This window comes from Jiangella anatolica (genome assembly GCF_003236295.1).
GTDB classification, from domain to species: Bacteria; Actinomycetota; Actinomycetes; order Jiangellales; family Jiangellaceae; genus Jiangella; species Jiangella anatolica.
Window position 1 is genome coordinate 67,206 of the sequence record NZ_POTW01000009.1, and the last position, 25,011, is coordinate 92,216.

Genomic DNA, 25,011 nt, shown 5'->3' on the forward strand with positions numbered 1-25,011 from the left:
GATCTCCTAGTGCTGCGGTGGATCGGGGAGCAGGTCGCGGGGTGCGACCAGCGAGTAGGTGGCGATGACGGTGGTCCCGTCGGTGTCGACCGACAGCGGCGTGAACGGCGGCGGCTGCCCGAGCAGCCAGAGCGCCAGCCGCGCGGCCTCGTCGTCGGTCGGCAGCCCGCCGAGGACCACCCGGCGGCGCACGCCGTCGTCCTCGCCGGGCAGCGCGGGCAGCGAAACGTCCAGCTCGTGCGTGCCGGAGAGCTTGCCGAGCACGATCACCAGCCGCGGGTCGATCCGGCCGGCGGTCGCGATCGCACGCGCGCCGGCGTCGAAGGTGAGGGCGTCGTTGCGCAGCAGCTGGCGGGTCGAGTAGCGGACGGTGCGCCGGTCGGCGGCGGCGACGGCCTCCGCGACGTCACGGCCGAGCGGATGGATCGCCCGGATCTCGATCCGGGCGGCGCCGGCGCCGAACGCGGCGACGACGGTGGACTCGGCCAGCGCGGTGCGCACCTCGGGCCGCTCGGTCTCGTCGCCGCGCAGCGCCGGCGTCGACACGACGTAGTCGTAGTGGGTCCAGTCCGGCGGCGCCGGCCTCAGCGGTTCCGTCGTCGCGACGGTGACGGCCGGCAGCACGTCCTCCGGCGTCACCGCGGCCGGGAAGCTGGTGAACGGCAGCACGGCGCTGACGGCGAACCCGGACCGGAGCAGGTCGGTGCGGATCGTGTGGTCGACGATCAGCCGGGCGTCGCGGTCGACGTTCGCCTGCAGCCACCGCTCCGCCTGGCCGACGGTGGTCGTCGCGTCGGCGCGCAGCAGCGGGCGCAGCTCGCCCGGCCAGGTCGCCGTCACGGCCACGACCAGCGCGGCGGCGGCCGTCGCGGCCATGATGCCCAGCGGCGTCGCCTCGGGCCGGCCGCGCACCCGCAGCAGCCGGACGATCAGCCGGTGCGCGGTGGCGGGGATCAGCAGCGCGGCCAGCGGCAGCCCCGCGACCACGAGCGCGACCGGCACCGGGCCGGCCGGCACGACGATCAGCGGCACCAGTGTCAGCAGCGCGGCGGCCGGCGGGCGCAGCGGCCGGAACAGCATCGCGGCGGCGGCCGCGGCCGGGCCGGCCACGACCAGCACGGGGTCCAGCGTCCACCATCGCTCCGGCGCCGGCACCCCGGCGTCGCCGAGCGTGAGCAGCACGTACAGGTAGCCACCCGCGGCCGTCGTCGCGGCGGCCGCGGTCAGCGCCAGCCGCGCCGCCCGCGCCCTCACCTGCTGCCACATCGTCCACACGACGAACGGCGCGAACAGCAGGAAGCTCGGCTCGGTCAGCACGGCGAGCAGCAGGGCCGCCGCGGCCGCGGCGAACGCGACCGGTTGCCGGCGGCGGGCCGTCGCGAGCGCGAACGCCAGCAGCGTCCACAGCACGGCGACGTGCTCGACCAGCACCATCCGGTGGACGTGCAGGGCCAGCGGCGAGACGGCGAAGACGACGACGGCGACCGCGGCGGCCGGGCGCGGCACCGCCAGCCGGCGAGCCAGCAGCCACAGCAGGACCACGCCGAGCAGCAGCACGACCAGCATCGCCTCGCGTCCGGCGGCGACGGCGTAGCCGGCCCGGTCCAGCGCGCCGGCGAGGTCGACCCACGCGGCCAGCTGGGCGATGCCGAGGTCGCCGGGCAGCGACCACGCACCGGCGGCGATCCGTTCCACTGTCCGGCCCTCGACCTCGGCGAACCCGGGCGAGCGGGTCATCCCGGCGGCGTGGACGAAGCCGGTCAGCACCAGCAGCGGCACCAGCCAGGCGACGTCCGGGCCGTGCCGGCGGAACCAGGTGCGCACCGGACGCGGCCGCGGCGGGCGCGGCTGTACCGGGATCGGCAGCCGCAGCTCGTCGAGGTCCAGCGGCAGCGCAGGAAGAGTCGACACTGTGTCGCGCAACGCCGACGCCTCCCCCCGAGGTGTCGCACAGACCTGCGCACCGGCGTACGGCATGGCAGCGCCAGACCGAACCCACCGAGCAGGTCAGGCTCGCGGTTCCTGACCATCAGTCTTCGGCGGGAGTGTATACCGGATTATGACTATGTGGACCGAATTGTCGTGATCCACTTTTGGATCAATCCGGCAGTTCGATCACCATCACGGGGTCCGTGGTGGGCTGCCGCGACCCGCCGCCGGGCTCGACCGTGATGCCCAGTCGGCCGGCGCCGGCCAGGCCGCGCGCCGTCACCGGGCCGACGCGGCCGTCCGGCGGACTGCCCAGCACCCCCGCGGAGACGACGCTGCCGTCGTCGTGCATGACCCACAGCTGGTAGGTGTGGCCGGCCGGCGCCGGGGCCATGCCGTCGCCGCTGAACACGGCCAGGTCCAGGGAGCGGGCCAGCAGCACGGTGCCGGTGCCGTCGCCCGCCTGGGTCCGCACCACCTCCAGATCGTCGGCGCCGACCAGCTGCTGCAGCTGCGCGCTGATCTGCTCGGACCGGTCCAGCTCGTCGCGCGCGTCGTCGAGCCGGATCCCCAGCACGACGATGCCGGCCACCAGCGCCGCGACCAGCCCGGTCGCGATCCGCGGCCACCAGCGCCGCAGTGTCTGGCCGTCCGCCACCCGCGGCGGCAGCGGCCGCACTTCGGCGATGCGGGAGATGACGTTCTCGCGCAGCCGGGGCGGCGGCGTGACGGCGGCGGCCGCGCCCAGCCGGGCGGCGGTCTCGCGCAACTCGTCGACCTCGACGCGGCAGTCCGCGCACCGCTCCAGGTGCTGCTCGAACCGGCGCGCCTCGTCCGCGGGCAGCGCGTGCAGCGCGTATGGCGCGGCCAGCGTGTGGATGCCGGCGTCAACGGGCTTGTTCATCGCCCCACCCCCATGCAGTCGCGCAGCCGGGCCAGGCCGTCGCGCAGCCGCGTCTTGACCGTTCCGAGGGGAGCATGCAACAGCTGCGCGACCTCGCGATAGGTGTAGCCGTCGTAGTAGGCCAGCGCGACGGACTCGCGCTGCAGGTCGGTCAGCGAGTCCAGGCAGCGGCGCACCTGCTCGCGCTCCACCGTCGCCTCCACCTCGTCGGCCACGTGGTCGTAGGGCCGCTCGTCGTCGCGCCGGGCCACCCGCTCGGCCCGGTCCGTGTCGGCCTGCTCGCTGCGGACCCGGTCCACCGCGCGGCGGTGCGCGATGGTGAGGATCCAGCCGCGGGCGCTGCCCCGGTCGGGCTGGTAGCGCGACGACGTCCGCCAGACCTCGACCAGCACCTCCTGCGCGACCTCCTCGGCCAGCGCCCGGTTGCGCACCACCGTGGTGGCGATGCCCAGCACCGGGCCGGCCACGGCGTCGTAGACCTGCTCGAACGCGGCGGTGTCGCCGCGGGCGCAGCGATCCAGCAGCCGGCCCAGCCGGTCGCCCGGCTCGGGGTCCGGCTCGCCGGCCGGCACCGATCGCAACGTCACCATCGTCCGTCCTCTCGCCCCTGCATCGTCGCAGGTGTTTCGGAGTTGTGGTCGCGGGTGAGCGGGACGCCGGTGGTCCGACGCTCCTCGCTCACCCGCGCGGCCCGCATCACATCGGCGGCATCAGCACGCCGTCGATCAGATAGACGGTCGCGTTGGCGGTCGTGACGCCACCGCAGATCACGTTGGCGTCGTTGACCGTCAGCGCGTCCGGCGTCCCGGCGACCGTCACGGCGCCGCCCTGGACCGTCGTCTGCTCGCCGACGACGTCCTCCGGCGCCAGCTGACCCGGCACCACGTGGTACGTCAGCACCGTCGTGAGCAGGTCGGCGTCGGTCGTCAGCGTCTGGATCGTCGCCGGGTCGACCGCGGCGAACGCCTCGTCCACCGGCGCGAAGACGGTGAACTCGGCGCCGTTGAGCGTGTCGACGAGGTTCACCTGCGGGTTCAGCTCACCCGAGACCGCGGAGACGAGCGTCGTCAGGATCGGGTTGTTCGACGCCGCCACGGCGACCGGGTCGTCGGACATGCCCGCGACCGATCCCTCGCCGTCGGGCACCTGGGACGCGTAGTCGGCGCAGCCCGGGCCGACCGGTCCGGCCGCCGCCGGCTCCTCCGTCATCGCGTCGGTCTCATCGGGCTCGTCGGCCGGCGGCGCCTCCTCGCTGGGCTGGGCGGTGCTGTCGCCGCCGTCGCTGCCGCCGTCGTCGTCGCTGCAAGCGGACAGGGTCAGGGTGAACGCGGCCGCCGTCGCCAGCAGGACGGGGACTCGCCTGGTCATGCGCTTCATGTCGGTTCCTCTCGTGGTGGGTTGGTTCTCGGGTGGACTCGGGCGTCAGGTCACGCGCACCACCACCGAATGCCAGCCGCTGGACCCGTCCGGGAACGGCGGCGCCTGCTCGTCGGTCTGCCGCTCGCCGGCGCCGTCGGTGGCGCGGACGCGCAGCGTGTGGTTGCCGGGCTCGGCGTCCCACTCCCAGGACCACTGCCGCCAGACGTCGGTGGACGCCTCGGCCGCCAGCCGCGCCCGCCGCCAGTCGCCGTCGTCGACCTGCACCTCGACGGCGGCGATGCCGCGGTGCTGCGCCCACGCCACCCCGGCGACGACGTTCCTCCCGGCGGTCAGGTCGGCGAACGAGCCGGGGACGTCGATGCGCGACGCGGTCTTGATCGGCGCCTTCGCCGCCCAGCCGCGGTCGGTCCAGTAGGCGGTGGCGCGGTCGAACCGGGTCAGCTCCAGGTCGGTGACCCACTTGGTGGCCGACACGTAGCCGTAGAGGCCGGGCACGACGAGCCGGGCCGGGAAGCCGTGTTCCACCGGCAGCGGCTCGCCGTTCATGCCGATCGCCAGCAGCGCGTCCCGCCCGTCGGTCACGACGTCCACCGGGGTGCCGGCGGTGAAGCCGTCGGCGCTGGTCGAGAGCAGCAGGTCCGCGTCGGGGTCCGGGTCCGCGCGGGCCAGCAGGTCGGCCAGCGGATAGCCGAGCCAGACGGCGTTGCCGGCCAGCTCGCCGCCGACCTCGTTGGAGACGCAGGTGAGCGTGATCATGCGCTCCACCAGGTCCAGCCCGAGGACGTCGTCGAAGTCGAGCTCGACCTCCCGGCGAACCATCCCGTGGATGCGCAGCCGCCAGTCCGCCGGCACCACCCGCGGCAGGTCGAGCGCGGTGTCGACGCGGTAGAAGTCGCCGTTCGCGGTGACGTACGGGGTGAGCCCGGCGACGTCGAGGCGGGCGGCCGCGGGTGGTGCCGGCGCCGGATCGGCCGCGGCCGGTAGCCGCAGCGCGTCCCGCGCCGCCCGCACGTCGGCCAGCGTCCGCCCGAACCGCCGCCCGCCGACGGCGGTGAGCACGGCCAGGCCGGCCACGGCCGCCGTCAGCAGCAGGACCTGACGCCGCGGCGGCCGCGGAGCATCGGCGCCGGGTCCGGCCTCCGCCGGCGCCGCCCGGAGTCGCCCCACGAGCAACGTCAGCGCGAGGGCGCCCGCGATCACCCCGGCGACGGCCGGAAGCGCCCAGGCCGCGGTCGCCGTCGGCCGGTTGACCGCCGCGACGACGGCGACCGCGCCGAGCGCCGTCAGCAGGATCACCCCGGCCCGCCGCCGCCGGAGCTCCAGCAGCCCGCCGGCCGTGGAGAGCACCAGCAGCACCGCGCCCATCCCGGCCAGCAGGACCTGCTTGTCGTTCTCGCCGAACGTGCGGATCGCGAAGCTCTTCAGCCACTCCGGCGTCAGGTCGACGAACGCGTTGCCGACGGCCAGGAAGGGCGCCGCGGCCGGCTCGACCGCCACGGCCGCCACCAACTCGCCGACGCCGAGCGTGAGCGCACCGGCCGCGATCCCGGCCAGCGCGGCCACGGCGGCGCTCGCGCCTCTGCGGCCGGGCTGACGGTCCGTCGTCGCGATCATGCCGGGTGTTCGGCGCCGTCCTGGGCGCGGATTGGTGCCGCCTTCGGAATCAGCCGTTCCGGGGTCGAACTCGTTCTTGCGAAGCCGGCTCCGGACCGTTGATCCCCCCGACCGGCCGGGCGTACTCTTGTCGGCGACCCCACTCGGGGATCACAATCCGACCGCTGCTTCGGGAGCTCCCTGTGCCCAGCCGCACCGCGTCCGCGCGTCCTTCAGCCCAGACCGCCACCCCGTCAACGCCGTCGCTGGCCGTCGCGTCAGCCGAACCATCACAGCCGCCAGGGGCGTTCCGGCGCCTCGCCCCGTACCTCCTCCGCCATCGCGGAACCCTGATCGTCTCCGTCGTCGTGGCCCTGGCCTGGGCGGTCGCAGTCGCGGCCGTGCCGGTCACCCAGGGGCGGGTGGTCGACGACGCGATCACGGACCGCACGGCGCCGCTGCTGCCGATGATCGTGCTGCTCATCGGGCTGGCGGTGGCCCGCTTCTTCCTGTCCGGCTGGTGGCGCTACGTCGGTGGCACCACCGCGTTCCGCATCCAAGACGACCTGCGCCGCGACGTGTACGACACGTTGCAGCGCCTCGACTTCACCGGCCACGCGCAGTTGCAGAGCGGCCAGCTCGTCTCGCGCATCAGCGGCGACCTGCGCTACGTGCACATGCTGCTCAGCTGGATCCCGCAGGTGGCCGCGACCCTGCTGTCGTCGCTGCTGGCGGTGATCGTCATGTTCGCGCTGTCGCCGCTGGTGGCGACGCTCGTCCTCGCGGTGATCGTGGTGGTGTTCGTGGTCACCAACCGGCAGCGCCGCCGCGTGTACGCGGCCGGCTGGGACGCCCAGGACCGCGAGGCCGAGGTGACCTCGCGGGTCGAGGAGGCCGTCACCGGCGTCCGGGTGGTCCGCGCGTTCGGCCAGCAGCCGGCCGAGACCGCGCGGCTGCACGGCGCGCTGCTCGACATGTTCCGGGCCCGGGTCCGGTCGGTCCGGCTCGGCGCCCCGTTCATCGCGTCGCTGCAGGGCGCACCGTTGTTCGGCCAGGTGCTGGTGCTGCTGGCCGGGGGCCTGCTGGTCATCCGGGGCCAGCTGACCATCGGCGTCTTCCTGGCGTGCACCGGCTACCTCGCCGAGCTGATCGGCGCGGCCCGGGTGGCCGGCATGGTGCTGACGAACGCACCGCTGTGCAAGGCCGCCACCGAACGGGTCGGCGAGCTGCTGGACCTGCAGGCGGAGATCACCGAGCCGCTGCGCCCGGTCGCCGCCGACGAGCGGGGCGGGGCGGTGTCGTTCCACCAGGTCCGGTTCGCCTACGCCGACGGCGACGGGCACCGGGTGCTGCGCGGCTTCACCCTCGACGTGAAGCCCGGCGAGACGGTCGCGCTGGTCGGGCCGTCCGGCTGCGGCAAGTCGACGGCGCTGTCGATGCTGCCGCGGTTCTTCGACGCCGACGCCGGGACGATCACCGTCGACGGCATCGACGTGCGTCGTTGGTCGCTGCCGGAGCTGCGCCGCCGTATCGGGGTGGTGTTCGAGAACAGCTTCCTGTTCTCGGACACGATCGCCGCGAACATCGCCTACGGCAAGCCGGGCGCCGGCATGGACGAGATCCGCGCCGCCGCCCGCGCGGCCCTGGCCGACGAGTTCGTCGACGCGCTGCCCGACGGCTACGACACCGTCGTCGGTGAGCAGGGCATCACGCTGTCCGGCGGGCAGCGGCAGCGGGTCGCGCTGGCCCGCGCGCTGCTGGCCGAGCCCGACATCCTGCTGCTCGACGACGCCACCTCGTCGGTCGACGTCAAGGTCGAGGAGCGGATCCACGCCAACCTGGAGCCGTTCCTGGCCGGCCGGACGGTGCTGCTGGTCGCCTACCGCGAGTCCACCCTGCGCCTGGCCGACCGCGTCGTCGTGGTCGACGACGGCCGGGTGGTCGACGAAGGCGGCCACGCCGAGCTGCTGGAACGCAACGCGCTGTACCGCGACCTGTTCGGCGATGGCCCTGGGGCGGACGAACGACCGGACGACCTGATGTCGCACGCCCGCGCCGGCCGGTTCGAGGCGACCGCGTCGGCCTGGGAGTCGCGGCAGGACGCCACCGGCTCGCTGCCCAGCCTGCAGCTCGCGGTGCCGGTGGCGGTGGCCGAGCAGATCGCCGCGCTGCCGCCGCCGAAGGACCCGCCGGATGTCGACCTCGACCGCGAGGGCGGCGCCCGCGGCCCGCTGCGGCTGGCGTCGTTCCTGCGCCCGTACGTCGGCGGCCTGCTGGTCGGCCTCGGGCTGGTCGTGCTGGAGGCGGCGATCACGCTGGTCAACCCGATGCTGGTGCAGCGGGCGGTCGACGAGGGCATGCGCGCGGGCGCGGTGAACGTGCTGCTGTGGGTGTGCCTGGTGGCGGCCCTGCTGGTCGGGTTGCTCTGGCTGGACCAGCGCACCGCCTACCTGTGGACGGCGCGCAGCACCGAGCGGCTGCTGCTGGCGATGCGGGTGCGCATCTTCGGCCAGCTGCAGCGGCTGGGCATCGACTTCTACGACCGCACCCAGGCCGGCCGGGTGATGACGCGGATGACGTCCGACGTCGACGCGATCGCCCAGCTGTTCCAGGTCGGCCTGATCAACGCCGTCGTCAGCGTGGCGACGTTCGCCGGCATGACGCTGGTGGTCGTCGCGCTGGACCCGATGCTGGCGCTGGTCGTGCTGGGGGTCGTGCCGCTCGCCGGCGCCGTCACCTGGTGGTACCGGCGGCACGCCTCGGTCGCCTACGACGACGCCCGCGAGCTGCTCGCGACGATCAACGCCGACGTGCAGGAGAGCATGGCCGGCATCCGGGTCACCCACGCGTTCCGGCGCGAGGCGGTCAACCTGGAGCGGTTCGCCGGCCTCGGCCGCCAGTACGTCACGGCCAGCCTGCGCGGGCTGTACGCGACGGCGGTCTACGTCGCGGCGATCGAGCTGCTCTCGGTGCTGGCCATCGCGGCGGTGCTGTGGGTGGGCGCGCAGCGCATCGAGGCCGGCACGCTGGCCCTCGGCACGCTGATCGCCTTCCTGCTCTACCTCGCCCAGGTGTTCGCGCCGGTCCAGCAGCTGTCGTCGGTGTTCGACGTCTACCAGCGGGCCCGTACGGGGCTGGTCCGGGTGCGCGCGCTGCTGGCGCTGGAGACGTCCACACCGGTGCGGCCGGACGCCGTCCCGGTCGACGGGCTCGACGGCGACCTGCGGTTCGAGCAGGTGCGGCTGCGCTACGCCAGCGCCGCCACCGACGCCGTCCGCGACGTCGACCTGCACGTGCCGGCCGGCCAGCGGGTCGCGTTCGTCGGGCGCACCGGCGCCGGCAAGTCGACGCTGTCGAAGCTGGTCGCCCGGTTCTACGACCCGACCGACGGCCGGGTGCTGGTCGACGGCCGGCCGCTGGACGAGCTGGACGTCACCAGCTACCGGCGGCACCTGGGCTACGTGCCGCAGGAGCCGTTCCTGTTCTCCCGCACCATCCGGGACAACATCGCCTACGCGCGGCCGGACGCCAGCGACGCCGAGGTCGAGGCGGCCGCGCGCGCCGTCGGGGCGCACGAGTTCATCACCCGGCTCCCGGGCGGCTACCACCACGTCGTGGCCGAACGCGGCCGGTCGCTCTCGGCCGGCCAGCGGCAGCTCGTGTGCCTGGCCCGGGCGCTGCTCGGCGACCCGTCGATCCTGATCCTCGACGAGGCGACGTCGAACCTCGACCTCGCCAGCGAGCGGAAGGTCAACCAGGCGATGCGGGTCGCCTCGGCCGGCCGGACGACGATCGTCGTGACGCACCGGCCGCAGTCACTGCACTGGGTCGACCGCGTCGTCGAGGTCGCGGACGGCCGCATCGCCACCGACGAGCCCGCCCCGAGCTATGTGGAGCGGGTGTTGAGCCGGGCGAGCTGAATCACCCGGCCGGCCGGGGGTCGCCCGGCCGGCCGGGGAGTCTCAGCGCGCCATATTCGCCATGTTGGTGCCGCTGATGACCGCGTGCCGGAGCGACCGGCCGGGGTCGGCGGCGCCGCCGGGCGCGGTGTCGTCCTCGTAGTTGGGGTTGTGGTAGCCGCGCGGACGGTGCCGGCGGAAGATCGCGTCGTAGTCGATGTCGCTGCGCGGGTCGCCGAACGGGATCATCCGGTAGCCCTCGCCGACGCCGACCGGCTGCTCGTCGCGGCGTTCGCCGTCCTTCGCGTGGTAGAGCGGGTAGCGCAGCGGCTGCGCGGCGATCTGGTCGATCGGGCTGAAGATGCTCTCCTGGCGCTGGCCGTTCCAGTCGTAGTACCAGCGGAACCGGTGCTGCGCCGAGTGCGCCCAGTAGATGTCGATCTCGCAGTAGCACTTCGTGCTGGGCGTGATGTCCAAGTAGTACTGCATCTTGCGGATGCCGGACTCGCCCCGGACCATCTGGGGCTGCGGCAGCGGCGCGCCCGTCACGCGGTCGACCGTCACCTGCACCATCGGGCCGTCCTGCAGGAAGCCGTAGGCGTCGGCGTGGTTGTGCGGGTAGATCGAGATGCGCCACGGCGTGGCGAGGTCGTTGATCGCCTCCCACTTCTGCGCCGCGACGTCCCAGGCCTCCTTCGCCGAGCTGCCGGTCGGGTCGCCGCCGGTGCCCATGAAGGGCATGCCCAGGATCGAGGCGAACTCCAGCTCGATCTGGAAGCGGTCGTAGTCGTCGGTGGTCATGCCGCCGTTCGGGCCGCCCGGCCAGCTGTTCGGGATGAAGCCGTGGTTGCCGATCGCCTCCAGCCCGGCCTCGTCGAGGAAGCCGCGCAGCGTCCGCGCGTAGTTCAGATAGGCGGGGAAGTTCTCGCGCAGCAGCTGGCCACTCGCGGTGAGCGGCGGAGGGCTACCGCCCTGGTTCTCGGCGTGCTGGCCGTAGCCGGCGAACTCCACCTGCTTGAAGCCGGCGTTGGCGAGGAACTGGAACACCTCGCGGAATCCGCCCGGCAGCGGTACGAGTGGCCCGAGGTCGTTCGGGTCGGCAGGGAAGTTCGGCCCGCCGAGGTGGCCCATGGTCGGCGCCGGGTTGTTCCAGATGCCGCGCCGTCCGGTGGCGTCGCGCTGGGTGTACAGGATCGTGCCGCGCTTGCCCGGCGGCAGCAGCGGGTTGGGCACGTTGCTCACCAGCTCGCCGGCCAGTGCGGGCGCGCTCGGCGCGACCGCCGCCACCGCCAGTGTGCCGGCGCTGATGGTCAGCAGCCGGCGGCGGCTCAACCTGTGGTCCTGAGCCATGGTCTCTCCTCGCTCCGTCGAAAGTGCGGACCGTTGCTCGATGCTCGCTGCACCGGGAGCCGGCTGCGGCCGAGACTTTCTACGAGAAGTGTTGAAAGCCGCCCCGATGTTGGTGAAACAGTAGCGGCAACGTGCCGTAACCCGCTAGATCCACAAGAGGGCGATATGACCCGATTTCAGTACGTCGCCCGGCCACCGGTCAGGTCGAAGGTGAACCCGGTCGTGAAACTGCACGCCGACGACGCGACGAACGCGATCATCGCGGCGGCCTCGTCCAGCTCGCCGGTCCGCCCCATCGGGATCTTCGAGACCATGTAGGCGACCACGTCGTCGGGCAGGGCGGCCACCATGTCCGTGCGGATCACCGCCGGCGCGATCGCGTTGACCGTGATCCCGTGCTGCGCGTACTCCTTGCCCTGCACCTTCACCATGCCGATGAGTGCCGCCTTCGACGACGAGTACGCGACCATGTTGGGGTTGCCGTCCTTGCCGCTGATCGACGCGACGTGGACGATGCGGCCGTAGCCGTGCGGCAACATGTGCCCGACGGCGACCTGGCTCACCACCATGGCGCCGTGCACGTTCACGCGGTGCACGTGCGCGAAGTCGTCCAGGCTCACCTCGTGGCTCGGGGCCCCGGTCTGGCCGGTGACGCCCGCGCAGTTCACCGCCGCGTGGATCGGGCCGAACTCGTCGGCGGCGGCGCCGAACGCGGCCCGCACCGCCGCTGGGTCGGTGACGTCCGCCGTGGCGGCCAGCGCCCGCCCGCCTGCGGCCGCGATCTCGTCCGCCACCGTGGCCGCCGCCGCGGCGTCGCGGTCGACACAGGTGACCGCGGCGCCCAGCCGGGCCAGGAGGGCGGCGGTGGACCGCCCGATCCCGGCGCCGGCGCCGACGACGACGGCGGACTGGTCAGCGAACGAGATCATCGGCAGCTCCCGGGGTGGAGGGGTTACGGGCGGGTCCGGGTGTAGTAGGCGACGTCGTCGATCTGGAACTGCATCGGCCAGGGACCCGTGGCGTCCGGCGCGGCGACCGAGACCTCGATCCTGGTGACGGCGCCGCGGCCGGCCCAGTCCGCCACCGGGACGACGATCTCGTTCCAGCTGCGCACCACGAGCGGCTTGGTCACCACGAGCTCCTCCGAGCCCGACCACAGCCGCACCGTCGCCTCGTACTTCGTCGCGCCCGGCGCGCCGCCGTAGCTGTTGACCTGGACGGCGACCTCCCGCGCCTCGGTCAGGTCCAGCGGCGTCACCGGCTCCACCTGGATCGTCCGGGGTACCGAGCCGGCCGCGTCGGTGCTGTCCGCCGCGAGTGCGTACCGCCCGGCGTACGGGTGCATGGGACGGTTGAGGAACGACGTGACGGGGCCGACGGTGGTGACCTCGGCGCCCGCCACCCAGCCACCGGCGGTTCCGTCCTCGAAGTCGAAGATCGGCGTCGGCGCGGGCGGCGGCACGTCGAGACCGACGGTGAAGGTGACGCCGGCCATGGTGAGGCAGACCTCCGGGTGGTCGGCGTCGGCCGGGTCGTAGCCGGTGATCGTCGCCGTCACCGTGGTCCGCTCACCGGGGTCCAGCGTGCCGATCGGCAGCGTCGAGCGGTCGAGCGTCACTCCGTCGCAGGCCACGACGCCGAGGCTGGTCGCCGTCGGCGCCACGTCACGGTTGACGACGGTGAACTCGACCTGCGTGCCCGCCTCTGGGTCGCCCTGGAGCTCGCCGGAGAGCTCCAGGTTCGTCACCCGGTTGAGCGGCGCCGCCGACGGGGCGAGCACGACGTCGTCGAGGGCGTAGGAGCCTTCCCAGTCCAGGTTGGTCGCGCCGCGGACCCAGACCTTCACCCGCTCGATGCCCTCACGGCCGGACCACCGGGACAGGTCGAGCGTCAGCCGGTCCGGCGCCGAGCCCGATGCCAGCCGGGCCACGCCCTCGGCGATCGTCCCGTCGGTCCCGTACACCCTGACCTTGGCGGTCAGCGGCCCGGTGTCGGCGAGGTCGGCCGGGTCGGTGCGCACGGTGAGGCTCAGGTACGGGGTCCCGCGGGCGTCCACGGGGTCCGGGAGGACGACGTCCGCGCCGCGCCAGTGCCGGGAGTTGGCGTCGAACGTGACCGTCAGCGCGCCGTTCGCCGCCGCGACGCCGGTCGCGTTGTCCGACGCACGCCAGCCGCCGGTGCCGCCGGCGAAGTCCGACAGCACCGTCGGGGTGAGCGACCGGGCCTTGAGGCTGGTGCCGGCCTCGACCTCGAGCGGCCGGTCGGCCAGCCGCGCCGGGTCGAACCCGGGCACCAGCTCCGACCAGTCGTCGATGCCGATGATCTCCTTGGCGAACTCGGTGACCTCGAGCGACCGCTCGGTGTCGATGTAGCGGAAGACGTCGTAGATCGCCTTGCGATCCTCCGGCGCGTCGCCCTCGGCACCGGACCAGTTCCCGCCGCCGGCCGAGCGCTCCGCGTCCCACGTCCACAGGCCGAGCCGCAGCCCGCCCTCGGCGAGGTGGTCGACGTGACGGTGCAGGATGAAGCTGTCGATGCCGTCCTCGAAGGCGACCTTGTAGTAGGCCAGCGCGTAGCACGCCGCCTGGACCCGCTGGGCGTACTCGTCGGCGCCCGGCGTGTGGCAGCCCTGCTCGGACAGGATGACCCGCCGCTGCCGGCCGTCGTACGTGAACTCCGGCCGCCGCAGGTACTCCGTCAGCAGCTCGATGTTCTTCAGCGTGATCTTGGGTGTCGTCTCGACGTCGTCCGTCGCCAGGGTGTCCTCCCAGAACCGCGGGTCGAAGGCGTTCTCGGGATACGGGTGGTAGGCGATGTGCCAGGGGTAGTCGCCGTGCGCACGGGTGAGCTCGGTGAGCAGCTCGAGCAGGTCCTTGACCGGGTACGACCGCGTCGGGACGCCGGCGTTGAGTGGCTGCGCCCAGGCGTGGGTGAGCGTCGTGTACACCCGGGCGTCGCTCCACGCCTTGGCGGCCGCGAGCTGGGTGATCCGCAGTGCCCGTTCGTACTCCGGCAGGAACTCCTCCATCGTCTTCGGCCCGGAGTTGTAGTACGACCACGCGATGTCGACCTCGTTGCCGACGATGTAGCCGACGGCCAGGCCGTGCGTGTCCTCCGCACCCGCACCGCTCCACCGCTGGGTGATGAACTCCATCGCCGCGGTGAGGTACCGCACGCCGTCCGCCGTCACCGCGTTGAAGCCGTACAGCAGTGCGCCCGGCCCGCCGAGCGCCGCGTCGGGATGGACCAGCTGCGGCACGTCGTTGTCCGGGTTCGGCACCTGGTCGGGGTGGCGGGCCAGCAGGATGAGCGAGACCAGCACGCCGTTGTCCGACAGCGGCTTGATCTGCTGGTCGAGCTTCTCGACCTCGCTCTTGTCGAAGTAGTACGTCTGCCCGCCGGAGGCGAACCGGATGGTGTCGGCCGCGTCGCGCTCCGCGGCGATCATCAGGTCGTTGACCACCAGGTTGATCGCCGCGTGCTGGACGCCCAGTTCCTCGGCGTCGTCGGTCATCTTGACCTGCAGGCCCTTCTTGTTCAGGGCATCCGGGTAGGCGCGGTCCGACGACGGTGTCAGGTCGAGGGCGTCGACGTGCCGGTAGGTGCCCACCAGCGTGCCGTCGACGACCGCGACGTACCGGGAGTACAGCGGGTCCGGGCCGGCGTCCGGATCGCGCGGCACCTCGACGGAGAAGGCGCCGTCGGCCGTCGCGGTCGCGCGGCCGACGACCTCGCCCGACGGCCAGTCCGCCTCCTCCTGCTCGATGCCGAAGGCGTACACCTCGACCTCGGCGCCCGCGGCGACGGTCCCGGCGACGGTGACGGTGTCGTCGGCGGCGGTGACCGACGACACCCCCTCCGCGGCCGCCACCGGGGCTGGGTCATCGACGGCGCCGGCGGGCGTCAGCGCGCCGGCGATCAGGGCGAGCGTTCCGGCCGCGACGACCATCGCGGCGCGGCGAGGCAGCGAGCGGACATCGATCATGCGAGCCTCCTCCTACCCGGACTCCCCGAGGGGCGCCCACGGATAAATCGATTCAGAACGTAACGGCGGCCGTTCACGGCGCACCACGATCCGGCCGGAAGCGGCCAGGCCGGAACCGGCCGGCTACTGCTGCGCCCAGTCCTCGGTCCAGCCGCCGTCCGCGGCCAGCTCGCGGGCCCACTCCGTCCAGTCGGTCCGCATCTCGGCCAGTTGCTCGTCCAGCGACTTCGACCCGAGCAAGAACCCGTCGTAGACGGACTGCCCGTTCTTGGCCTTCGGCACGAACGTGACGGCCGGCACGGTCGGCGCCTCGAACCATGCTCCGGTCATCAGGCCCTCCAGGCCGGGCGCCGGCTCGGCGTCGGCCGCCGCGGGGATGCCGCCGGAGCCGTCCAGCCAGGGCTGGCCGCCCTCGGGGCTGCTGGCGAACTGCAGGAACTTGATCGCCGCCTCGAGTTCCTCGCCCTCGGTGGTAGCCGGGATCATGTAGCTCGTGCCGCCGGTCGAGGCGCCGAACTGGGCCGCCTGCCCGGTGGACAGCTCGCTGTCCTCCGGGGCGATGGTCGGGAACGGCATGGTCGCCCACTCCCAGTCGACGTCGGCGAGGTTCTCCGCGGCGAAGTTGGTGCCGTAGGTCATGGCCGCCCGGCCGCCGATGAAGTCGTCGTAGCCGATGAACGCCGCCCCGCCGGCGACCCCGGACCAATTCGGGGTGGCGCACTCGTCGAAGAACTGCTTGAGCAGCCGCATCGTCTCGGCCACCTCCGGCGTCTCCACGGGGTCCAGCTCGCCGGTGAGGATCGCGCGCGCCATGCTCTTCTGGGTGAGCTGGGTCGCGGTGCCCGGCTGGCCGTCGGCGGCGAACTGGTTCCACTCCTCGGCGTGCGAGGAGAGCAGCATCGAGCCGATGATGCCGAGCGTCCAGCCCTGGCCGAGCCAGCCCTGGTCCATCGAGAACGGCACGTAGCCGGCGTCGTTGATGGCCCCGCAGGCGTCCAGGAGCTCGCCCCAGGTCTCGATCGGCGCCTCGACGCCGGCCTCGGCCATGATGTCGGCGTTGTAGTAGACGCCGATGATGGCCAGGTTGAAGGGGATGAACTCGTAGTTGCCGGTTGCGTTGCGCGCTGTGCCGGCGTCGGGACCGAAGTAGTCCTGGTTGAACAGGTCCAGCCAGCGCTCGTTGCCCTCGACGTACGGGTTCGGCTGCTCGAGATACTCGTCGAGCGCGTGCACCTGGTCCGGCGTGTGCGGCGCCTGGTTGAAGATCAGCTCCGGGGCGGTGCCGGCGGAGAGCTGGGTGGACAGCGTCTGGGCGAACTCGGCGACCGGCAGCACCGTCGTCTCGATGTCGATGCCCGGCTCCTCCTCCTCGAACCGTGCGATCAGGTCCTCCCACGCCGGGCCGAAGCTCTGCGGGTCGTTGTTCCACTGGTTCGGGCCGGACAGCGTGATGGTGATCTGATCGCCGTCACCGCCGGAATCACCGGATCCGCAGGCCGCGGCCAGCGATGCGGTCATTCCGAGAACGGCGAGCAGCACCGTCGCCCGCGTACGACGTCGGACTGGCACGGACATGGCGACTCCTTCGACATTTGAACGTTTCAGCTTCGGTGGGCTCCCTCATCGTGCCCGGCGATCGGCCGCTACCCGGCGTCCCTGACCGGAACCGGCCAGCGACGCCGGGAGATCAGTGCGAGCCGGGCAGGCCGCCCTGGACGCCGGCGAGGAAGTACTTGGACAGGAACGTGAACAGCACCAGCAGCGGCACGCTGGCGAGCAGGTAGCCGGCGAACATCGGCCCGTACTCCGTCCCCGACTGCCCCTGGAAGAACAGCAGCCCGACGGAGACGGTTCGCAGCTCGTTCTCCGTGATCGTCAGCAGCGGCCAGAAGAAGTCGTTCCAGACGCCGTTGATGGTGATCAGGGCGACGGTGCCGATGACGGGCAGCGAAAGCGGGGTCATGATCGACAGGAACAGCCGGACCCCGCCCGCGCCGTCGACCCGGGCGGCGTCGAAGAGCTCCTGAGGGATGCCCTCGATGAACGTCTTCATCAGGATCGTGCCGATGACGACGCCGCCGGCCACGTGCGGGATGATCAGCACCGGATAGGTGTTGAGCAGCTCGAAGTCGCGCATCATGACGAACAGCGGGATGAGGCTGGAGATGCTCGGTACCATCATCAGCGCCGCGATCATCACGAAGAAGAAGGTCCGGCCGGGGAACGAGTACCGCGCGAGGACGAACCCGGCCACCAGTGAGAACGCGATGATGAGCACGATCGCCGCCGCGGCCACGACGACCGAGGCCACCATGTACGGACGGATCTGCTCCCACGCCGCCGAGTAGTTCTCCCAGTGGAACGGCAGCGTCGGCACCCAGTAGTTCTCGGCGAACTGCAGGTTGTCCTTGAGCGACGTCGTGAGCATGAACAGGTACGGGAACAGGCTGACGAAGACGAGCACCGACAGTGCCGTCTTGATGCCCCATTGCCGGCTCATCGCAGTCCCCTGACGTTGGTCGAGGCCGGGTCCGATCTCCGGACGAACACGACCACGGCACTGAGCACCAGCGTGAAGACAAAGAGCGTCGTCGACAGCGTCGCGGCGTAGCCCCAGTCCTGCCCCTGGAACGCCACGTTGATCATCCGCAGCACCGGCACCATCGTCGAGTTGTCCGGCCCGCCGGACGTGACGATGTAGGCCATGAAGCCGTACTGCAGCGTCCCGATGACGGCCAGGAAGAACAGCAGCCGGACCTGACGCGCCATCAGCGGCAGGTCGATGGTCCAGAACCGGCGGATCCGCCCGACACCGTCCAGCGCCGCGGCCTCGAAGATCTCCCGCGGGATGTTCTGCAGGGTGGAGTAGAAGATCAGGAACGGCAGCCCCGCGATGAACGGGAAGCCGATGAACAGCAGCGACCACAGCGCGTACGACGGGTCGCCGACCCAGTTCTGGGTCCAGCTCTCCAGGCCGATCGCGGTGAGCGCCCGGTTGATCACGCCGTTGTTCGGGTGGTACATGAACGACCACACCAGCGCCGTGACCACGCCGGGGAACGCCATCGGCACGATCAGCAGCGTGCGGTAGACGAACTGTGCCCGCTGGCTGCGCAGGGTGATCAGCAGCTCCGCGGCGACCAGCGGGATCACCCACGAGACGACGCCGAAGACGAAGATGTAGCCGAGGTTGCGGAACGAGCGCCACCAGATGGCGTCGTCCATCATCTTCGCGTAGTTGTCCAGCCCGACGAACGTCGACACCTGCCCGGGGTTCCAGTCCCAGAACGAGCGCACGATGCCGTTGAGCGCCGGGTAGTACTGGAACAGCGCCAGCACCACCAGGAGCGGGAGAAGTGCGAGATAGGCGGCCCAGGAGATCCTGGCCCGCCGGCGCGGCCCTCCGGGCGGCGCCTCGGCCGGCGGGGCAGCCACTGGGGTGCCGGCGGTCGTGGCCATGCTCGATGTCCTCCGTGCCGTGGACGTTGGGGACCGGGGCGAAACGATTCAGACGTTCACCCACCGCCGACAAGGGTGTCAAGGAATCCGGCCGTCAAGGCCGCGGATGACCGGATCAGGCCACTTCTTCGATCGCCCCGGGACACCGGATCACGGCCGGCGCCCAGCCGATTGACCGACAGCGACTCGCGATGTAAGTTCACATGCGTGATACGAACTTCACATCCCCGACATCCGGAGAAAGTGGGAGTCCGTTGTCCGTGACAGTCGCAGAGAACGACGCCGTCGGCGTCATGCACCGAGAGGTCTTCGACCGCGACGAACTGGCCCTGATCTCGCTGTTCGCGCAGGGCCTGTGCATCGAGACGATCGCGCGGCGGCTGGAGCTGTCCGAGCGCACCATCCGCCGCCGGTCGCGCGCGCTGTGCGATCGCATCGGCGTGACGACCACCATCCAGGTCGTGGCCTGGGCCGCACGCCGACGCCTGATCTGAGCGCCGGGTCCCCGTGATCGCCGACAGTCACTGCCACGCGTGGCGACGCTGGCCGTACGACGCGCGCGTCCCCGATCCGGATCATCGCGGCTCGGTGGACGCCCTGCTCTACGAGCTGGACGCCAACGGCGTCGATCGGGCCGCTGTCGTCTGCGCCCGCATCGGCGCCGACGTGGGGCCGGACTTCGCCAACGACGACAACAACGACTACGTCGCGACGGCGGTCCGCCGGCACCCCGACCGGCTGACGCTCGTGGCCGACGTCGACGGCTCCTGGCGGCCCGAGCACCACCGCCCCGGCGCGGCCGGCCGGCTGCGCGACGCCGCCGGCCGGTACGGGCTGACGGCGTTCACGCACTACGTCCGCGACGAGAACGACGGCTGGTTCCGCACCGACGACGGACGGGAGTTCTTCGCCACCGCCGCGGACCTCGGCCTGGTGGCGTCGCTCTCGCTCTCGCCGGCGTGGTTCGCGGACCTGCGCACCGTCGCCGCGGCGAACCCTACGCTGCCACTGCTCCTGCACCACCAGGGCATGGTGCGGCTGGACGCGCCGCGCTTCGACGCCGAGCTGGCCGACCTGCTCGGCCTCGCCGAGCTGCCGAACGTCTACGTCAAGGTCTCGGGATTCCACTACGTCAGCTCGCCACCCTGGGACGTGCCCTACACCGAGGCGCGCACCCGGCTGCTCCGGCCGATCGCGACGGCGTTCGGCGCCGGCCGGCTGGCCTGGGGATCGGACTTCCCGGCCGCCCGGCCACACGTGACCTACGCCCAGTCGCTGGCCGTCGTCCGCGACCACACGCCCTGGTGGAGCGCCGGCGAGCGCGCACTCGTCCTGGGCGGAACCCTCGACCGACTCCTCGGAGGCTCCCGACCATGACCACGCAGCCGCGCTACCGGCACGCCGCCTACGGCGGGCAGACCCGGGTGCTCGAGAACGACACGCTCCGGGTCGAGGTGCATCGCCGCACCACCGGCTGGGGCTGGGCGGAGATCGTGGCGCCGGACGGGACGCTGCTCGCCGTCCTCGACCACCTGGGTGAGCTCTGCCTGCGCGACTCGCCCGTCCCACTGCGACTGGAAGCCACCGAGGTCACCGGCACCGGGCCCGAGCTGGTCTTCGACGTACGGTCGGCGGTCGTCGCCGACGCGCTGCGGGACACCTCGTTCGCCAGCTGGATCGGCTCACCGTTCACCGGACCGGCGCTGACCGGGAGGGTCGTCCTGACGCTCGATCCGGACGGGGCGCGGCTGCGGCTGGACTACCGGCTGGAGTCGCAGCAGGACCTCTACCTGCGCTACCTGCGCGGCCCGTGGCTGCGGGTCGGCGAGGGATCGTTCGGGGCCGAGCGCGACGACGCGATCCTGCCCGGCGTGGAGTGGACCGCCGGCCACGAGTGGACCAGCGGGACGGACTGGTTCCGCGACCCGTGGGCGATGCGCGTCACGCCGCACCGCAACACCGTCGCCGTCCCCGTCATGGCGGTGTCGCGGGGCGGGACGGCGGTCGCGCTGTCCTGGGAACCGGACCAGGACTGCACCGGCTGGTTCAGCATGCCCCGCGAGCACCCGCAGCCGGTGTTCGCGGCGCCGAACCTCGTCGAGCGGCGCGACGGTTCGCTGCTCGGGCTGATGCTGCCGGAGGCGCGCGACGGCTCCGGCGACGGCTGGCACGCCGACCCGCCGCTCGAGCTGCACCGGGGCCAGCGGATCGAGCTGACGGCCGTGGTCTCGGTGGTGCCCGGCCGGAGCCTGGACGCCGTGACTGACTGGGTCGCGCGCCACGGCCTGCCGGAGCCGCCGGCGCCGCGGTGGCCGATCGAGGAGACGCTGCACCGCATCGCCGAGGCCGTGACCACGCGGCTGTGGCACGACGGCCGCGGCTACGGCACCGCGCAGACCGAGACCGACCCGTTCCGCTCCGCGCCGCTGTTCGCCGCGGCCTATCTCGAGCGCTTCCCGGACGGCCCGCACGCGCGGCGCATGCGCGAGCAGCTGGCGTCGCTCGCGCCCGAGCCGGAGCCCGGTACGGAGGCGCTGCTGACCGAGGGCCGCGAGCTGCTCGGGCAGCAGCGTCCGGACGGATCGTTCGGCTTCGAGCCCGACGGCCGGCACCTCGTCAAGGACGACTTCCTGGTGGCCCGCGACCTGGTCGCGCCGATGGGCCAGGCCGGCGACACCGCGCTCGACCTCAGCATGACGCCGGCGATCCGGCTGTTCGAGCTGGCCGAGCGGACCGGTGAGCGGGCCTTCGCCGACGGCGCGCGGCGTGCGCTCGACGCGTGCCTGAGTCTGTACCGGCCCGAGGGCGGCGACTACTGGGAGACTCCGCTGCACGCGCCGAACCTGCTCGCCGCCGGGCACGCCGCCGTCGCCTACGAGCTCGGCTTCCGAGCCTTCGGCGACCAGCGCTACCGCGAGCGCACCACGCACTGGCTGCGGTCGCTGCTGGCGTTCACGCACCTGTGGGAGCCGCGCGGGATGCCGATGGCGTACAACACCAAGCCGTGCCTGTGCTCGTCGGACTGGTACTTCGCCAACTGGGTCCGCGACCACGTCCAGTGGGAGGTGCTGACGACGTTCGCGCTCGCCGTCGAGCACGGCATCGACCTCGCCGCCGCCGACCCGCTGATCGACTGGCGGCGTTACCAGGAGGGCGTGACCTGGGCCGCCGTGCGCTGGCTGCTGGACCATCGCGACGACACCTGGCGTCCGCACAACCTGCCGGACACGCTGGAGTCGTACCGGCAGGGCCGCTTCGACATGTGCCTGCCCGACACCCACAACGCCACGACCGGCCTCTACGGCGGGATGGCGATCATGCCGGACATCGTGGCGATCAACCTGCTCGACCTGCTGCCCAAGCGGGGGTGATCACGCCTTCGCGCCCAGCTTGACCTCCAGCTGGCGGATGGTCTCGGGCAGCGCCTCGCGGATCAGCCGCGCGACCTGCTGGTTGAAGCGGGGCGTCGGCACCGACACCGACATCGCCGCGATGGTGGCGCCGCCGGGGTCGTGGATCGGCATCGCGACGCAGCGGCAGCCGATCACGTACTCCTCGCGGTCCTCGCCGTAGCCGCGTTCCCGGATGCGCCGCAGCTCGGCCCGCAGCTGGGCGACGTCGACGATGGTGTTGTCGGTGAAGCGCTCGAGGACGACACCGTCGAGCCGCTCGTCGATCACGGCGTCGGGCAGCTCGGACAGCAGCACCTTTCCGAGGCCGGTGGTGTGCGCGGGCAGCCGGTGGCCGACGGAGGACACCAGCTTCATCGGGTGCGGCGACTCCGAGATCGCCAGGTAGACGTTCTCGAGGCCGTCCAGGCGCGACAGCTGCACCGTCTCCTTGGTGATCGCGGTGAGCTCGTCCATGAACGGCTGTGCGACGTCGGCCAGGTGCTGGACGCTGGAGTAGGACTGGGCGACCTCCCAGAGCCGGAAGCCGAGCTTGAACTCGCGGGTGAGCTCGTCGAACTCGACGAAGCCGCGCTGACGGACGGTCCGCAGCAGCTGGTGGGCCGAGGAGTTGGGCAGGCCGAGGTCGCGGACGATGGCAGCGAAGGTCGCGCCGCGGTGGTCGGCGAGGTACTCGAGGATGGTGAGCACCCGGTCGGCCGACTTGACTGCGGGCGAGGCGCCCGAGTCGTCATGGTTGTGCATGGTACTTCGCATCCATAGATCCTAGTCTCGTCGGTCCAGGTCGGCGGGCTGTGGCACCGGCGCGACAGGGACGACCCGCCCGGACTCCGTCGCGGTCAGCATCGCCTCGATGAACGCCACGGCAGCGGCCGCGCTCCGTCCGGGGGCGTGGTTCGGCCCGCGGCCGGCGATGAGGTCGGCGAACGACCGGGCCGGCGCCGTGGTGGGATAGGGCGGCTCGTCGGCGGGCGGCACCCGGACGAGCCCGGAGCCGTCGGCCCGGCGCAGCTCCACCCGGGCCGCGAGCAGGTCGTGGTCGACGACGCCCTCGGTGCCGATGTACCGGACGTGGTGCCGCACGCCATGCCGGCCCCGCCCGGACGATGCCACCGTCCCGGTCCCGCCGCCCGCGAACCGGAAGGCGGCGACGTCGTCGAGGTCGACCTCGAGGCCGCGGCGCTCGGCGAACGCCACGACGTCGGCGACCTCGCGCCCGGTCGCCCAGCACACCATCCCCATCACGTGGGTCACCTGGGTGTGCGCCTGGCCGCCGCCGAGACGGGCGGAGTAGCTGACCGGGTGCATCCCGTCGACCGGGCCGCCACCGGCGCCGGTCTCGGCCGCGGTGAACAGGCCGGCCGTGTCGGAAGTGAACTCGGCGACGACCTGGACCAGCTCGCCGATCGCCTCCTGGACCGTCTCGCGGGCGAACTCGGCCGTGGCGGCGTACTGGTAGGTGTAGCCGACGGCGAGGTGCAGGCCGGCCTTCTCCGCGGTCGTGACCAGGTCGAAGGCATCGCCGGCCGTCGTGGTCATGGTCTTCTCGACCAGCACGTGCGCGCCGGCGTCGAGCGCGGCCCGGGCCAGCTCGTGATGGGTGGCGTGCGGGGTCGCGACCACCACGCCGTCGACACCGCCGCCGGCAAGGACGTCGTCGAGGCGCGCCGCCACCCGCGGCACGTGGTACCGGTCCGCGAGCGTCTGTGCCCTGGACACCACCGGATCGCACAGCGCCACCAGCTCGGCGCCCTCGTACGCCGCCAGCGCGGGGATGTGGTGGCCGGCCGACCACCACCCCGTCCCGGCGACCGCGATCCGCGGCCGCTCCATCAGGCACCGCCCAGCGCGGGCCGGAGCTCGGCGCCGGGGTCCAGCGTGAGCCCGAACCCGGGCTCGTCGTTCGGCGCGATCCAGCCGTCGACCGGCAGCACCTCGCCGCGGAACAGCGGCTCGTGCTGCCCGGCGACCGTGGCGCCGTCGGCCGACAGCACCGGGAACTCCGCGAGGTCGCCGTCGGTCCGGGTGACCATGAAGTGGTAGGCGGGCATGCCGCCGGCGTGCGGGATGACCCGGACCCCGAACGCCTGGGCCACCGCCGAGATCCGCAGCAGTTCCGTCAGCCCGCCGCACCAGGCGGGGTCGGGCTGGACGACGTCGACGCCGGCCTCGCACAGCAGCCGGAAGCCAGGCGCGGTGTACTCGTGCTCACCGGTCGCGAGCATCATCGCCGGCGGCATCCGGTCGCGCAGCCGGCGCAGCCCCGAGTAGTCGTCCGGCGGCAGCGGCTCCTCGATCCAGCGCACGCCGAGCCCCGCGACGGCGTCGGCCAGCCGGGCTGCGTAGTCGACGTCGAGCGACATCCAGCAGTCGTACATCAGCGGGAAGTCGGCCGGCAGCGCCTCCCGCGCCTTCGCCGCGATCTCGACGTTGGCCCGGAAGCCGGCCTCGCCCTCGCACGGGGCGTAGGTGAGCGGCAACTTGGCGCCGGCGAAGCCCAGCTCGCGGGCGGTGGACGGCTCCGGCCCGGTGGCGTAGACGCGCACGGCGTCGCGGATCTTGCCGCCGAGCAGGGCGTGGACGGGGAGCCCCGCCAGCTTGCCGTGCAGGTCCCACACAGCGAGGTCGACGCCGGAGATCGCGTGCAGGACGATGCCCTTGCGGCCGTACAGCAGCGTGCTGGAGAACATCCGGTCCCACAACCGGCTGTGGGCCGAGGCGCTCTCGCCCACGACGAGGTACTCCAGGTGCTGTTCCACGATCGCGGCCGCGGCCAGCCCGCCCGACGTCGTGGCGTACCCCACCTCTCCGGAGGCGCTCTCGACCTCGACCACGACTGTGCGGTTGGCGTCGGGCCCGATGGCGGCGTGCCGGTTGTCGCGGAACTCCGCGTACTTCGTCATCGGGTTGGCGACCTTGCCCTGCAACCAGTGCGCGGGCCGCTCGTCGCCGGTGGTCGCGCCGCCGGGCAGCGACGTCGTGGCCGCCGGCAGCTCGTGGAAGTACGTCCGGACGGCGACGATGCGGTCTGCTGGCACGGTGGTCATGCCGTCATCCTTCGATCGCCGCTCCGGCACCGTCAAGGCGAGCGGGGACGAGTGT

At 72.6% G+C, this 25,011-nt stretch carries 18 protein-coding genes; 4 read left to right on the forward strand and 14 right to left on the reverse strand.

Annotated features, from left to right (window positions below; all coding sequences use genetic code 11):
* Positions 1-6 precede the first annotated feature (6 nt).
* The 5 genes from C1I92_RS05580 to C1I92_RS05600 form a co-directional block, all read right to left on the reverse strand.
* Complete coding sequence (locus tag C1I92_RS05580; RefSeq protein ID WP_146605030.1) at positions 7-1,923, reverse strand: hypothetical protein; 1,917 nt, start codon at positions 1,921-1,923, stop codon at positions 7-9.
* 175 nt (positions 1,924-2,098) lie between these two features.
* Entirely contained in the window at positions 2,099-2,833 is a 735-nt protein-coding gene (locus tag C1I92_RS05585) for an anti-sigma factor (protein ID WP_111253679.1), read from the reverse strand.
* Positions 2,830-3,423, reverse strand: coding sequence for an ECF RNA polymerase sigma factor SigK (sigK, locus tag C1I92_RS05590; protein WP_111253680.1), 594 nt, complete (start codon positions 3,421-3,423; stop codon positions 2,830-2,832). The genes C1I92_RS05585 and sigK overlap by 4 nt, the downstream gene beginning before the upstream one ends.
* 106 nt (positions 3,424-3,529) lie before the next feature.
* The gene (locus C1I92_RS05595; RefSeq protein ID WP_111253681.1) at positions 3,530-4,210 is read right to left on the reverse strand and encodes a fasciclin domain-containing protein; all 681 of its coding nucleotides are present in this window, start codon (positions 4,208-4,210) and stop codon (positions 3,530-3,532) included.
* A 45-nt stretch (positions 4,211-4,255) separates the two neighbouring features.
* Entirely contained in the window at positions 4,256-5,827 is a 1,572-nt protein-coding gene (locus C1I92_RS05600; protein WP_111253682.1) for a molybdopterin-dependent oxidoreductase, read from the reverse strand.
* A gap of 182 nt (positions 5,828-6,009) precedes the next feature.
* On the opposite strand from C1I92_RS05600, the gene C1I92_RS05605 reads away from it, so the two are divergent.
* Positions 6,010-9,726 (forward strand): ABC transporter ATP-binding protein, encoded by a 3,717-nt coding sequence (locus C1I92_RS05605; RefSeq protein ID WP_267896710.1) that lies wholly within the window; start codon positions 6,010-6,012, stop codon positions 9,724-9,726.
* Between the two features lie 42 nt (positions 9,727-9,768).
* Here C1I92_RS05605 and C1I92_RS05610 read toward each other — a convergent pair whose 3' ends face one another.
* From C1I92_RS05610 to C1I92_RS05635, 6 genes are all read right to left on the reverse strand, one after another.
* Positions 9,769-11,055: a sugar phosphate isomerase/epimerase family protein gene (locus tag C1I92_RS05610; protein ID WP_111253684.1), complete on the reverse strand. Its 1,287-nt coding sequence runs from the start codon at positions 11,053-11,055 to the stop codon at positions 9,769-9,771.
* 176 nt (positions 11,056-11,231) lie between these two features.
* A complete protein-coding gene (locus C1I92_RS05615) occupies positions 11,232-11,984 on the reverse strand; it encodes an SDR family NAD(P)-dependent oxidoreductase (protein ID WP_111253685.1) in 753 nt (250 codons plus the stop codon).
* A 23-nt stretch (positions 11,985-12,007) separates the two neighbouring features.
* Positions 12,008-15,040, reverse strand: coding sequence for a DUF5722 domain-containing protein (locus tag C1I92_RS05620; RefSeq protein ID WP_111253686.1), 3,033 nt, complete (start codon positions 15,038-15,040; stop codon positions 12,008-12,010).
* 123 nt (positions 15,041-15,163) lie between these two features.
* Entirely contained in the window at positions 15,164-16,615 is a 1,452-nt protein-coding gene (locus C1I92_RS05625) for an ABC transporter substrate-binding protein (protein ID WP_111253687.1), read from the reverse strand.
* 112 nt (positions 16,616-16,727) lie between these two features.
* Complete coding sequence (locus tag C1I92_RS05630; protein WP_111253688.1) at positions 16,728-17,540, reverse strand: carbohydrate ABC transporter permease; 813 nt, start codon at positions 17,538-17,540, stop codon at positions 16,728-16,730.
* Positions 17,537-18,499, reverse strand: a complete 963-nt coding sequence (locus C1I92_RS05635; RefSeq protein WP_111253689.1) for a carbohydrate ABC transporter permease — start codon at positions 18,497-18,499, stop codon at positions 17,537-17,539. The genes C1I92_RS05630 and C1I92_RS05635 overlap by 4 nt, the downstream gene beginning before the upstream one ends.
* Before the next feature lie 260 nt (positions 18,500-18,759).
* Here C1I92_RS05635 and C1I92_RS05640 point away from each other — a divergent pair, with 260 nt between their 5' ends.
* The 3 genes from C1I92_RS05640 to C1I92_RS05650 are packed head-to-tail and all read left to right on the forward strand — an operon-like array spanning position 18,760 to position 21,870.
* Positions 18,760-18,993, forward strand: a complete 234-nt coding sequence (locus C1I92_RS05640) for a helix-turn-helix domain-containing protein (RefSeq protein WP_199520978.1) — start codon at positions 18,760-18,762, stop codon at positions 18,991-18,993.
* A 13-nt stretch (positions 18,994-19,006) separates the two neighbouring features.
* Positions 19,007-19,876, forward strand: coding sequence for an amidohydrolase family protein (locus C1I92_RS05645; protein WP_111253691.1), 870 nt, complete (start codon positions 19,007-19,009; stop codon positions 19,874-19,876).
* Complete coding sequence (locus C1I92_RS05650; protein WP_111253692.1) at positions 19,873-21,870, forward strand: hypothetical protein; 1,998 nt, start codon at positions 19,873-19,875, stop codon at positions 21,868-21,870. Before C1I92_RS05645 ends, C1I92_RS05650 begins: the two co-directional genes overlap by 4 nt.
* On the opposite strand, the gene C1I92_RS05655 is transcribed toward C1I92_RS05650, so the two are convergent.
* From C1I92_RS05655 to rhmD, 3 genes are read right to left on the reverse strand one after another with little or no spacing between them, the layout of a single operon-like run.
* Positions 21,871-22,665 (reverse strand): IclR family transcriptional regulator, encoded by a 795-nt coding sequence (locus C1I92_RS05655; RefSeq protein ID WP_199520979.1) that lies wholly within the window; start codon positions 22,663-22,665, stop codon positions 21,871-21,873.
* 9 nt (positions 22,666-22,674) lie between these two features.
* The gene (locus C1I92_RS05660) at positions 22,675-23,742 is read right to left on the reverse strand and encodes a Gfo/Idh/MocA family protein (protein ID WP_111253694.1); all 1,068 of its coding nucleotides are present in this window, start codon (positions 23,740-23,742) and stop codon (positions 22,675-22,677) included.
* Positions 23,742-24,956, reverse strand: a complete 1,215-nt coding sequence (rhmD, locus tag C1I92_RS05665; RefSeq protein ID WP_158564012.1) for an L-rhamnonate dehydratase — start codon at positions 24,954-24,956, stop codon at positions 23,742-23,744. Before rhmD ends, C1I92_RS05660 begins: the two co-directional genes overlap by 1 nt.
* Positions 24,957-25,011: the final 55 nt, after the last annotated feature.